Genomic DNA, 12,684 nt, shown 5'->3' on the forward strand with positions numbered 1-12,684 from the left:
ATGCGCGCAACTCCAGTTGAACTTGGGTACCGGATGCCGCCGGAATGGGCCCTCCATCAGGCGACATGGCTGTCGTGGCCGCACAATGAGGCCAGTTGGCCGGGCAAGCTTGAGGCAATTCTGCCGATCTACGCGCAGGCCGTGGCAATTTTGCTGCGCTCTGAGCCGGTGCATATCAATGTGAATGATGCGGCGATGGAAGCCCATGCGCGGGCGTTGCTCGCTGATGCCGGGGCAACGGGTGAGCTCTTTTTTCATCGGTTTCCGACCAATGATGCCTGGTGCCGTGACCACGGGGCGATCTTTGTGGTGCGTGATGAAGAGCCGCAGGTGGCCGCGATTGACTGGAACTATAATGCGTGGGGGGGCAAATATCCGCCGTTTGAGCTCGACAACGAGATTCCCCGTCAGATGGCGGCCTATCTCGATACGCCCTGCTTTGCGAATCCGATGGTGCTCGAAGGTGGCTCGATTGAGGTGGATGGCACCGGGTTGCTGCTGACAAGTGAGCAGTGTTTACTCAATCCGAACCGCAATCCGACGCTGAGTCAGGCCGAGATCGAGACGCAACTGTGTGCGTACCTTGGGGTGCAACGCATCCTCTGGCTCGGTGAGGGCATTGTGGGCGATGATACTGATGGGCACGTTGATGATATCGCCCGCTTTGTTGCCCCCGGCGTGGTGCTCGCAGCCGTGGAAGAAGATCCGTCTGATGAGAATTACCACGTGTTGCAAGAGAATCTCGCCCGCTTGCAGCATATGACTGACCTGGCCGGTCATCATTTGACCGTGTTGAAGCTGCCGATGCCCCCACCGGTGGTGTACGAAGGTCAACGCTTGCCCGCCAGTTATGCCAATTTTTATGTCGCGAACCAGGTGGTGCTGGTGCCATTCTTCAACCATGCCAATGATCAGCGAGCCCAGGCCATCCTGCAACAGTGTTTCCCTGAGCGTGAGGTGGTAGGACTCGATTGTACCGAGTTGGTATGGGGCCTCGGGGCCTGGCATTGTCTGACCCAGCAGGTTCCTTCACCACCTCAGTGACGCGTTTGGCGGTGTAAGACACCGCTGCTATTGAGACAGGCTCATGCTGGCTTATTTACGGACGATGCCGGTGTTGTTGAGCCAGCCGGTGCGTCTCTTGCGTGGCTATCCTCTTGTCGCCCTGCGGTCTGATCTGCTTGCCGGGTTGACGGTTGGCCTCGTGTTGCTTCCTCAAGCGCTCGCGTTTGCGCTGCTTGCCGGTCTTCCTCCAACGATGGGGCTCTATACGGCCTTTGTTGCCTCGATGGTCGGGGCGCTCTGGGGTTCGTCGAGCCATCTCAATAGTGGCCCAACCAATACGGCTTCGATTCTGACCCTGTCGATTCTCGCCCCGCTCTTTCTGCCGGGTTCGCCCGAGTTTCTGCTGGCAGCCGGGTTGCTTGCCGTGCTTGCCGGGCTGATCAGGTTGCTGATGGGGCTTGCGCGCCTCGGGATTCTGGTTAACTTTGTTTCTGACTCGGTGGCAGTGGGTTTTACGGCGGGCGCTGGGCTGTTGATCATGGCCAATCAGATCGGCCCGATGTTACGTCTGTCGATCCCTGTAACAGAAGGCCCGCTTGGTGTGGTGATCGGGGCGCTGTCGCAGCTGGAGGCTGTTCATGTGCCGTCGCTTGTCCTTGGTGTGGCGACGATTGGCTTGATTATTTTCTGGCCGCGGGTCACACGTGTGGTGCCGGCGGTGCTGGTTGGCGTGACGGCGATCAGTTTGAGTGCCTGGGTGTTGCAACTTGAAGGGCAGGGCGTGCGTCTGCTCGGTACGCTGCCACAGGGTTTGCCGCCCTTTACGTCGCTGCCTCTGTTCGATCTCAGTCTGATTGGCCAACTGGCGAATGGCGCTCTTGCCATTGCGCTGATTGGTCTGGTCGAGGCCGTTGCGATTGCGCGAGCGGTGGCGAGCCATTCGCGCCAGCGTCTTGATAGCAATCAGGAATTTGTTGGGCAGGGCATTGCCAATATTGCCGCTGGTTTTTTTGGTGGGCATCCCTGTTCGAGTTCGTTTAACCGTTCCGCGCTCAGCTATCAGTCTGGCGGGATGACGGCGCTTGGCAATGCGTTCAGTGGTGTGTTTGTGCTGGTCGCGGCGCTGGTCTTGAGCGATGTCATTGGCCAGATTCCGCTGGCTGTGCTCGCCGGAGCACTGGCAGTGACGGCCTGGAGCATGATCGATCTCCGTTCGATGAAACGGATCTGGCGTGGAGCGCCTGGCGATGCGGTGATTATGGTGATCACGTTTCTGGCGACGCTGGTACTCCCGCTGCAGTTTGCCATTTTGATCGGGGTATTGATGTCGTTGGGCTACTATCTGTTGCGCACCAGTATGCCGCGGGTGGTCGCAGTGTTGCCTGACCTGACCTTCAGTCACTGGTCAGCTTTTCCCGAGCGTCCGCAGTGTCCACAACTGGCGGTGGTTGATGTGCTGGGCGATCTCTATTTTGGGGCTGTCAATCATATCGAAGAGGAACTCCTTCGCATCCTTGATGCGCCACCGGGTCAACGGTTTTTGTTGTTGCGCATGCATAGCGTGCAACACTGTGATATCAGTGGTATTCGTATGCTCGAAAATGTGCGGCGAGTGGTGCGGGATCGCGGGGGCGAGATCTATTTTGTGCGGGTGCGCGATCCGGTGCTTGAACGCATGCGTTTGACCGGGTTTTATGATCAGGTTGGAGCGGCGCGCTTTCTTGATGAAGATCTGGCGATTGAGACGATCTTCTATCGAATTCTTGATCCGGCTGTTTGTATCTATGAGTGCGAGTGGCGCGCTTTTCGTGAGTGTCACACGCTCCCCAAACGTACCCTGCCGGGTGGTGCCCCTCCCATTCCGTTGTTGCCGCTTGGCAGTACGACGGCTCCAAAGGTTGCAGCCCATGAACTCTGGAAGATGATGCACAATGAGGTGCCCCCTCTGGTGGTTGATGTCCGTGAACCACGTGAGTTTCGGTTGGGCCATATCCCGGGGGCAATTTCGATTCCGCTGAGTGACCTGCTCATCAAGCCATCGGATCTACCGCGCGAAGCCCCGCTTATCCTGGTTTGTCGCAGTGGCCGTCGGAGTGAACGGGCGTCTCTGGCTTTGACTGAGCAAGGGTATGCGAATGTACGCATTCTTGGGGGGGGGCTCTTGACCTGGGAAGGCCAGAATCTGTTGATGGCAGTTGAGACGTAGGGTTAGAGGGAGAGGAGCATCGATGAGCGAGCCACAACTTCATCGCAATACGGGGCTCGATCTCGTGCGAGCCACCGAGGCGGCGGCGATGGCCGCAGCACGCTGGATGGGCCTTGGATACCGCCAGGAAGCTGAACTCGCGGCGAGTCAGGCGATGAGTGATGCGCTGGCGGCGATTGATCTCGATGGGCGGATTGTGATCTGTGAAGGTGGACGGCTGCGGCTGCGGAGTGCCTTGCCGGGCGGTGAACGGGTTGGCAGTGGGCGCGGCGCGCCTGTTGATGTCGTGGTTGATGCGATTGATGGACGCCGTCTGCTGGCGCGAGGGCGACCGGGCGCGGTTGCCGTCGCGGCCGTCGCACCGCAAGGCACGATGTGGGCCGCCAGTGCTGCAGTCTATATGGAAAAGATTGTCGTCAATCGGGTCGTTGCCCCGGCCTTGGTGCCCGAGTGCATCACGGCTCCGGCGGCCTGGACGATTGGCTTGATTGCCCGGGCCAAAGGCAAAGCGATCCGTGATCTGGTGATCTTTGTGCTGGAGCGGCCTCGTCATGCTGACCTGATTACCGAGATTCGGGCGGCTGGGGCGCGGGTGATGCTTGCCGATGATGGTGATATTTCGGGGGCTGTGCTTGCGAGTTTGCCTGATGGTCCGGTTGATGCCTTGATGGGGTCGGGGGGCGCGGCCGAAGGCGTGATGGCCGCATGTGCGGTCAAGGCCCTTGGCGGCGGGATGCTGGCGCGCCTCGCCCCGCAGAGCGTCGACGAGCGCATGGCCGTCGTTGAGGCTGGTCTCGATCTACGTCGTACAATGATGTGTGACGATCTGGTGCGTAGCAATCAGATCTTTTTTGTGGCGACGGGCATTACTGATGGCCTTTTGTTGGACGGGGTACATTTTGATGGCCCACGGGCGACGACCAATTCGCTGATCTTGCGGAGTGAAACCCGCACGCGACGCATGATTGTGGCCGAGCATCTGGTCGAACCAGAACGGCCTTGACAGGTAGCGCAGTTTCAGCCTAGACTAGATTCATACCTGACCGAGCCAACCGCCCGTCATGACGGGCGGTTGGCTCGGTCAGCAAATGTGGTTGGGGCCGCAGGCTCCGTTGCGCCTTGCCGTAGGGATGGATGTGTTTATGTCACTTGAAACAACGATGGCTGATCCGCAGCGTTTTGCGCTGCTCTATGGGACGACCCCGCCGCGTGCGGATGCCCCGGCTGATCGGGTCCTCGGGGCGGCGGCGCGGCTCGCCGAGCGCGTTGCGGATCTGCCGCTCGACGGCCTGGTTGTCTATGATGTCCAGGACGAATCAGCGCGGACGAGTGAGCCGCGCCCGTTCCCTTTTCTCCCAACGATTGACTCACCGCCGTATGCCACCCTGTTGCGCCAGTTGACGCACAAGCCGGTCGTAACCTACAAATGCATTGCCACCGAAAACGAGCAGAGTTGGCCCGAATGGCTTGACCGGGCGGCTGAGCAGCATAAGGTTCGCTATCTGTCGCTGGTTGGCCTGTCGAGTGCCAAAGCTGCGCAGAGTAGCATTGCGCTGTCGCGGGCGACCGAGCTTGCCGCGGCCCATCCTGCTGGCTTTGTGCTTGGTGGGGTGGCGATTGCCGAGCGTCACGGGGCTGAACGGAGCGAGAGTCTCCGCCTGATTCAAAAGGCGCAGCGAGGGATCCGCTACTTTATCTCGCAGGCCGTCTATGATGCCGAGCCGACGATCCGGCTGCTTGGCGATTATGTTCGTGACTGTGCTGCACGCAATGCGCAGCCACAACGCATGCTGCTCGACTTTGTCCCGGTCGGTCGTCCACAGACCATGAATTTTATGCGTTGGCTGGGTATTGCTATTCCCGATACCACGGCAGCGGCAATTTTAGATGATCCAGCCCCGCTGAGTCGCTCGATTGCGGTGTGTCGGGATCTGCTGCGGCGCATCCTTGACCAGCCCTACCTTAACCAGATCCCGCTGGGTATTGTGGTCGAGAGTGTCTCGATTAACAAAGCTGAAATTGGGGCGACGATTGAGTTGATACACACGTTGCGTGATGTTGCGCACGAATATGGCTTACCTGTCTCATAAAAATATGCAAAATTATCCACTAACACGCATGCGCGAATGCGCAGTCAACTTTTTCGGCTCACCCATCGGGGTTGAGGTTATTCGCAATGTGATCCAGCCGCTTGACCATTTTTTTTATCAAGCCAGTGGCGGCCAGATCCTCTTTCTTAATTTTTTCGTGCCGACGCTCATGTTAACGAGCACGGGAGCACGCAGTGGTGAGTCGCGCACTGTGCCGCTGGTCTATCTGCGTGACGGCGAACGGATTGTGCTGATCGCTTCGAACTACGGCTCAACGAAACATCCGGCCTGGTACCATAATCTCAAGGCGAACCCCGCGTGTCAGGTCCATATTGCCGGACGCACCACAACCTATCGGGCGCGTCAGGCCGAAGGCGAAGAGCGCGACCACCTCTGGAAGCGCGCAGTGGCCCTCTATGCTGGCTATGCGTCGTATCAGAACAATACTGATGGACGTATTATTCCAATTATGGTGCTTGAATAAGGATCGGCTGAGCGCCACGCCTCCAAACTTTAGTGGTTACACTGAGAAGCGCCCGCTATACGGGCGTTTCTCAGTGTAACTAGGGCAAGCTGACTCAGCCTCCATAGTAGGGCGATTGCATCATACGAAATCGGATACAACGGGACACCCGCAAGGGGTGCCCGTACCGGGGCGGGGCCCGAATCCGGTGTAGGGGCACCCCTTGCGGGTGCCCTTGCGGGCACCCCTTGCGGGTGCCCTTGCGGGTGCCCTTGCGGGTGCCCTTGCGGAAGATGCAATCGCCCTAGCCCCCATAGAGCATCAGCACCACCCGTGGCGTGATCAGCCCTTCGACGAGCGCTCCAAGTGCAATCAGCGGCACGAGCACGAGCATCCAGACTTTGGCGAAATTCGCCAGGGCCCAGAGCAGATTGTCGGCGGGGCTAAACCCGGGCGGTGGCGAAAGCAAAGCCGCGCCGATCCGCAGGCCCAGCGCTGCGCTCAGGATAAACGTCGGCAATTCGATGATTCCGTGGGGCACCACATACGCTAGCAGAAACTGCAACGGGCTATCATTGCCGAGTGCCAGCCAGTTGCCGCCCTCGCGGGCCAGTTGACCGGCAAAAAAGCCGATCTGACCAAAGGCCACGCCTGGCACCATCAGGGCAAAGATACCGAAACTGATCACCGAAAAGATATTCGAGAGCACCGAGACGCGCAGGTTGTTGGCAAAGACAAACGCCGCCAATGCGAACGAGGGAGGCGGAGGATTGCCAAGTTGGTTTTGGATATTAACATTGAGGATGGAGGGAGCAAAGTTAAGCCCCAGCCAGGTTCCGCCGATGGAGACAAGGAGCACGGCCAGGATGGGCAAGCGCAGCTCGCGCAAGAGGGCCGGAAATTCGTACCGATAAAACCGGCGTGGTGAAAAGGCCAACCCGTGATACGCTGTTACGGGAACCCCAGCAGGCTGGTGCTCGCGGAAGAAGCTGCGCAAGGTCGCCGCAATGTGGCTTGGATTGAGGTCATCATGTTCACGCGAGAGAATCTCCTCGCGGTTAAAACCGGCCATGCCACTGCGAATAAAGGCGAGTGCAACCACAAAGAGACCGGCGAGCACATACCAGAGCACATCGTAGCGTTGGGCAATGAAGAGCAGGACTTGAAGCTGGATCACCACGGCGGTGGGCACCAGGACAGCCGAAGCGAGGAGCGTGGCGGCCCGAATGCTGCTCGTATTGGTCGAAATCACCACGGCCCCGGCAACCATCAGCAGGTTCACCACACTGATCATCAGGATCAGCAGGGGCAGTGTCTCGGGCTGCATCCCCACCAGATAGAGCCGTGGAAAGACAAGGCGGATGGCCGCGAGAAAGGTGAACATGGCGGTCAGACTGCCAACGAGGGGCACGATCAGGGCGGCGATCAACTTGCCCAGGTAGAGTTCGCGATCCGAGACGGGCATTGCCAGGAGCGACTCGAGACTGTTGCGTTCGCGTTCGCCGACAAAGGACTCGATGGCCGTAATGAGGGCAAAACTGGCGGGAACAAACCCGACGAGCAGGCCAACAAAAGGAACCAGGCGAGCGATATTTCCTTCGCCCTCAACAAAATCGAGCGCCAGATTCACCCCGGCGAGCAACCCCAGGGGCAACCCAAAGATCAAGGTGAAGAGCGGAATAAGCACGCGCCAGTCGGTGATAACTTCGTTCAGTTCACGGCGGGCAATGAGCCAGACTGCCGATTGGGACCACCTGGCTTGATGCACCTTGCGAGGTGATCGGCGTTCTTTCCACCAGGCTGGCAGCGGTAAACTCCAGTTGATCTGGCCCTGGAGATGCTCACGTGAGAGGAGTTCTTCGCGGCTGAAGGTACGCATACCGATGCGGATCAACAGTGCGCTAAGGACAACCAGGGCGGCAGCAACCAGCCACAACTCAGTCCACCGACCGTTGATGATCAGAAAGGCAGCAATCTGCATAATCCCCACCATTGGGATGAGGATAAAACTCGACATCAAGTTGGCCGCTCGCACGGTCGTGATGTGTGACGAAATCACGACGGCACCGGTCACCATCACCACGGCCATACACGTAACCAGGAGCAACAGCAAGACCAAGCGCGACAGATCCATCGACCCAAAATAGAGATCGGGGCGAAAGCCAAGCAAGAGGCCAACAAAGATCAGCATCGCGATCAAACTCGAAAGCAGCGGCGTCAAGAGTGACGAACCGAGCTTGCCCAGATAGAGTTCATTATCTGAGAGGGGCATCGCAAGCAGCGACTCGAGCGTATTGCGTTCACGTTCGCCGACAAAGGACTCGAGGGCCGTAATCAACGAAAAGCTCGCAGGGACAAATCCGACCAGTAGGGCCGCAAACGGCACGAGGCGTTCAGCGAGATCGGGATCATCAACAAAACGGATCACCTGCGATGAGGCTGCGACGAGCAATTGGGGCAAAATCAGGGTCAAGAGCAGCATCGGTAAAACGACGCGCCAATCGCCCAGGGTTTCGCGCACTTCACGTCGCGTAATAGCGAGCATATGGTTGGTCTTCATAGTTTTGCCGAGTCAAGCTCTGGATTCAAGTTGGTCATGATCGTTTCAGTCGCTTCGGGGATGGTGCGGCCAAACGAAGAATCATCCGCGACGATGCGCAAATAGACATCCTCAAGGCTACGGGTCACTTCAGCGAGGGCCACGACGGGCATCCCGCGTGCGGTCAGGCGGCTCAGGATGACCGGATTGACCTGGTTGGGTTGGGCGCTACGGAAGCGCAGACGTGTTGCGTTGGTGGCTTCGACGGTGACGAGATCGGTAAGCAGTGGTTCAGCCTCGGCACCTGTGTAAGGCGCAGCAAGCACCAGTTCGAAGAGCGGCTCGCCGAGCAACTGGCGGCTCAGTTCGGCAAAGGTGCCGAGCGCAATGATTTGCCCGCCGCGAATGATCGCAACGCGGTCAGCCAGCGTTTCGGCCTCGGCCAGATTGTGCGTCGTCAACAGGATCGAGCGGTCAGCCTGGCGCAACTCACCGATGGCATCGCGCACGGTGCGGGCGCTCTGCGGATCCATGGCGGTCGTTGGTTCATCGAGAAAGAGCACCGGCGGATCGTGGATCAAGGCACGGACGAGGGCAATCTTCTGCTTCATGCCTTTGGAATAGCCGTCGAGACGCCGGTGGCGGGCTTCCCATAGGCCAAACTGCTGCAACAAGAGATTGGCGCGCGCACTGCGTTGACGTGGATCGAGCCCGAGTAGGCCGCCAAAAAAATCGAGATACTCGAGGGCGGCCATACGCCCATAGAGACCCGGATATTCGGTGAGGAGGCCGACTTTGCCGCGTACGGTTTGGGCTTGTGTGACGACATCAAGGCCGCAGATCCGGGCATACCCGCTCGACGGGCGCAAGATAGCCCCGAGCATGCGCACGGTCGTCGTCTTGCCTGCCCCATTTGGTCCGAGCAGGGCAAGCAGTTCACCAGGATGCACCTCAAGATCAATACTACGTACCGCGTGGAAGCCGCCAAACTGCTTACTTAGTTGATAGGCCTCAATCATGATCAACTCCCGAGTTGTTGAGGTGGACGCTTGACATGTTTTCCCTTGAATCATTGTACCCTGTTTCGTCACAGGTGAAAGGATAAGGAATGGTATAATACCTTTCCAGGTGTGCAACAGGATGGCATGGTTGCACAGAAGCTTGCCGCGTATGCGAATGCCCTCAGGTGGACGATTATGACCCCGTATAGTGCCTGGTTTGCTGCCCAGGATGACCCGGATGAGCGTTATCCCCTGACCGAGGTTGTCTACTATTCACGTTCGGGTGGGTTGCTTGAAGTACGCCATGATCTCGATGCCCTGCGCCAGCGGAGTGCCGATGAGTGGCGGCGCCTCTTTGAGGGGCGTTGGATGCGGACGACGTGGCCGTTTGGTTCTGGGGTGTGGGGAAAAAAGGAGTGGGTTTGTCCAACGGTTGACGATGAAAATATCGTGAGCATGTTTGAGGGTGGCACAAACCTCTTCTGGGCCGAGCGTTTCGGGCGCGAGATCGGGGTCGAAAACCTCTGGATCAAAATGTGTGGCAATAGTCATACTGGCAGTTTCAAAGATCTCGGCATGACCGTGCTTGTCAGCGTGGTGCGTCAGATGATCAGCGAGGGCAAACCGATCCGTGCGATTGCCTGCGCTTCGACCGGCGACACCTCGGCGGCGCTTGCGGCCTACGGGGCGGCGGCGGGTATTCCGACGATCGTCTTCCTGCCCAAGGGCAAAGTCAGTGTGGCGCAACTAGTGCAGCCGATTGCCCACGGTGCGACGGTGCTTTCGTTGGATACTGATTTTGATGGCTGTATGCGCCTGGTGCGCGACGTGACGGCCGATCCAAATAGTGGTATTTATCTGGCTAACTCACTCAACTCATTGCGCGTGGAAGGTCAGAAGACGGTTGGGATCGAAATTGTGCAGCAGTTTGACTGGCAGGTGCCGGATTGGATTGTCATTCCTGGGGGCAATCTTGGCAATACCTTTGCCCTTGGCAAGGGCCTGTTGCTGATGTATGAGTTGGGTTTGATCACCAGATTGCCGCGCATTGTCTGTGCCCAGGCCGAGCATGCCAATCCGCTTTATCGGGCCTTTTGCAATGATTGGCGCTATGAGCCGATCACGGCGCGCCCTACGGCCGCTTCGGCGATCCAGATCGGCGACCCGATCAGCATTAACCGGGCGATTACGATGCTCCAACGCTTCAACGGCATTGTTGAGCAGGCGAGTGAGCAAGAGTTGGCTGATGCAGCGGCCCGAGCTGACCGCACCGGGGCGTATGCGTGTCCGCATACAGGGGTTGCGCTTGCGGCAACGATCAAGCTCATTGATCGGGGCATTATCCACCCCGCCGATCAGGTCGTGGTCGTCTCAACGGCGCACGGTCTGAAGTTTAGCCGTTTCAAGGTAGATTATCACGAACACACCCTGCGTGATGTTGTCGGTCAGTATGCGAATCCGCCCATTGAGTTGCCGGCTGAGCTTGATGCCGTGCGTCGTGCGCTCGATGAGCGCATGAATGCACGGCCGCTCAATTGAGGCGCTATGGTGCTCACCGGCTATACCCGTTGTGTCCAGGGGGATCTGTGGCCGCACCAGATTATTGATCAGGCGATTGCGGCCAGTGGCGATCCGGCCTTACTTGCTGCACATTGCCTGGCTGCGGTTGATCCTGCGCTGACGGAACGAGTGGTTGAGGGTGATGTGCTGGTGGTTGCGGGCACGATGAACGCCGGGCCAGGCCACGAGATGGCCGTCATTGCCCTGCAATCCGTCGGGTTTGCCGCAGTGATCTGTGCCGCAGTTGCCCCTGAGGTTGCCACAATCGCGAGCATCTATGGGCTCCCGATCCTTGCCCTTCCCGAGGCAAGCACGCTGCTGACTGAAGCACGTCTTGTCCGGCTTGATCTGGAACGCGGGTCGCTGACGTGCGCTGACACAACCTGGTTCTATACACCGCTTGAGCGGGCGACGCTTGATGCCGTGCGCCGGACACAGCTACTGACTCGTATGCGCCGTGTTGTTGAAGACGAAGGATATGCCGAATAGGAGATAATGCGCATGCGTTCCAAAGAGTTTCGGTCACTGGTGACGAGCCTTGCACGAGCAGGTGAGGAACAAGAGCCGCGCTGCCCTCATACAACGATGTGTGGTGGCTGTGCCTTCCAGGATCGTCGGTATAGCGACCAGGTGGCGGCCAAAGCTGAGGCGTTGAACAGGCTTTTTGCATCGGCGGAACAACTCGCACCTTGCTTGCCTGCGCAACCACTTGAGGTTGTGGCATCACCCGACCCATATGCGTACCGTACACGCATGGATTATGTTGCCACCAAAGGCCGTTTTGGGCTGCGTGCGCGTGGCAAATTTAACTATATTGTTGAGCTTGAGACTTGTCACCTGATTCCTCCGGCTGCCTTTGCTGCGGCTAAAACGATCTGGATCAGTGCGACTGAACTCGGCTTGCCCGACTACAACCTGCGTACGCACGAAGGTTTTTTGCGCTATGTCGTGGTACGACGGAGCCCATCTGATACCCTGTTGCTCGCTGTCGTGACGGCTGAAGGGGCGCAGTACGAACCGGCAATGCACGCGCTAGCTCAGATTGCGCTGGCGCAGCCAGGGGTGGTTGGCTTTCACTGGTTGCTCAATGCGAGTCGAACCGATCTTTCGTTTGGAACACCGGTACGTAGCTGGGGCAGCGAGACCCTCTTGATGCGTGCCGGGGCGACGGAACTGGCGATTGGACCGAATACCTTTTTTCAAAACAATGTCCATTTGCTCGAACGGTTGCTTGATGATGTGCGTGATGCCGTTATCGCTGCGGCTGTCCCTGGGCAAGCACTGCCCACGGTTGGCGATCTCTATGGTGGCGTTGGGACACTTGCCTTGCACCTGGCGTCGCACGCGGCCAACGTGATGTGTGTCGAGGCGGTCGCAGAGAGTGCGGTGCTGGCGGCGCGGAATGCCGAAGCCCACGGCGTTACGAATGTACAGGCTTTTGCCCAGGAGGTTTTACCCTTTTTGCAATCGTCCGAGGCGTCACAGCTCGACCTTGTGGTCGCCGACCCGCCGCGTACGGGCCTGGGCCCCGAGGTGTGTGCTGAACTCTTGCGCCTGGCTCCGGCACGGATAGTGTATGTCTCTTGTAATCCGCTGACCCAGATCGAGGATTTGCAGGTGCTCACGCGCCGCTATCGGGTAGAACGCATGCAGGGCTACGATATGTTTCCCCATACCCCGCATGTTGAAACCATGGCTATCCTCGATTTATCTGCTTGACACCGAACGTACGTTCTGATATCATATGCCCATCATCTTTAAAGAACCTTTGTTCTTATTCGGGCACCACGAAGTTGTCTGTCAACGAAGTTTCCTGATGC

Annotated in this window: 10 protein-coding genes; 8 read left to right on the forward strand and 2 right to left on the reverse strand. The window is 58.4% G+C overall.

Annotated elements, in window-relative coordinates; genetic code table 11:
- The 5 genes from A9Q02_RS07925 to A9Q02_RS07945 all read left to right on the forward strand — a co-directional run bounded on the left by A9Q02_RS07925 (nt 1) and on the right by A9Q02_RS07945 (nt 5,785).
- Nucleotides 1-1,044: an agmatine deiminase family protein gene (locus A9Q02_RS07925; RefSeq protein ID WP_097651820.1), complete on the forward strand. Its 1,044-nt coding sequence runs from the start codon at nt 1-3 to the stop codon at nt 1,042-1,044.
- 43 nt (nt 1,045-1,087) lie between these two features.
- On the forward strand, nt 1,088-3,211 hold the full coding sequence (locus A9Q02_RS07930) for a SulP family inorganic anion transporter (protein WP_097651821.1): 2,124 nt from the start codon (nt 1,088-1,090) through the stop codon (nt 3,209-3,211).
- A gap of 22 nt (nt 3,212-3,233) precedes the next feature.
- On the forward strand, nt 3,234-4,214 hold the full coding sequence (glpX, locus tag A9Q02_RS07935) for a class II fructose-bisphosphatase (protein ID WP_097651822.1): 981 nt from the start codon (nt 3,234-3,236) through the stop codon (nt 4,212-4,214).
- Between the two features lie 139 nt (nt 4,215-4,353).
- Entirely contained in the window at nt 4,354-5,301 is a 948-nt protein-coding gene (locus A9Q02_RS07940; RefSeq protein WP_097651823.1) for a hypothetical protein, read from the forward strand.
- Between the two features lie 4 nt (nt 5,302-5,305).
- Nucleotides 5,306-5,785 (forward strand): nitroreductase family deazaflavin-dependent oxidoreductase, encoded by a 480-nt coding sequence (locus A9Q02_RS07945; protein ID WP_172450780.1) that lies wholly within the window; start codon nt 5,306-5,308, stop codon nt 5,783-5,785.
- Nucleotides 5,786-6,068: 283 nt separating this feature from the next.
- Here the strand turns inward: A9Q02_RS07945 and A9Q02_RS07950 are convergent, their stop codons facing one another.
- Nucleotides 6,069-8,309 (reverse strand): stage II sporulation protein M, encoded by a 2,241-nt coding sequence (locus A9Q02_RS07950; protein WP_172450782.1) that lies wholly within the window; start codon nt 8,307-8,309, stop codon nt 6,069-6,071.
- Nucleotides 8,310-8,320: 11 nt separating this feature from the next.
- Entirely contained in the window at nt 8,321-9,322 is a 1,002-nt protein-coding gene (locus A9Q02_RS07955; RefSeq protein ID WP_097651826.1) for an ABC transporter ATP-binding protein, read from the reverse strand.
- Between the two features lie 126 nt (nt 9,323-9,448).
- On the opposite strand from A9Q02_RS07955, the gene thrC reads away from it, so the two are divergent.
- The 3 genes from thrC to rlmD are packed head-to-tail and all read left to right on the forward strand — an operon-like array spanning nt 9,449 to nt 12,583.
- On the forward strand, nt 9,449-10,843 hold the full coding sequence (gene thrC, locus A9Q02_RS07960) for a threonine synthase (RefSeq protein WP_245860453.1): 1,395 nt from the start codon (nt 9,449-9,451) through the stop codon (nt 10,841-10,843).
- Between the two features lie 6 nt (nt 10,844-10,849).
- The gene (locus tag A9Q02_RS07965) at nt 10,850-11,353 is read left to right on the forward strand and encodes a 3-isopropylmalate dehydratase small subunit (RefSeq protein WP_097651827.1); all 504 of its coding nucleotides are present in this window, start codon (nt 10,850-10,852) and stop codon (nt 11,351-11,353) included.
- A 12-nt stretch (nt 11,354-11,365) separates the two neighbouring features.
- Nucleotides 11,366-12,583: a 23S rRNA (uracil(1939)-C(5))-methyltransferase RlmD gene (rlmD, locus tag A9Q02_RS07970; RefSeq protein WP_097651853.1), complete on the forward strand. Its 1,218-nt coding sequence runs from the start codon at nt 11,366-11,368 to the stop codon at nt 12,581-12,583.
- Nucleotides 12,584-12,684 lie beyond the last annotated feature (101 nt).

The organism is Candidatus Chloroploca asiatica (assembly GCF_002532075.1).
Classification (GTDB): Bacteria; Chloroflexota; Chloroflexia; order Chloroflexales; family Chloroflexaceae; genus Chloroploca; species Chloroploca asiatica.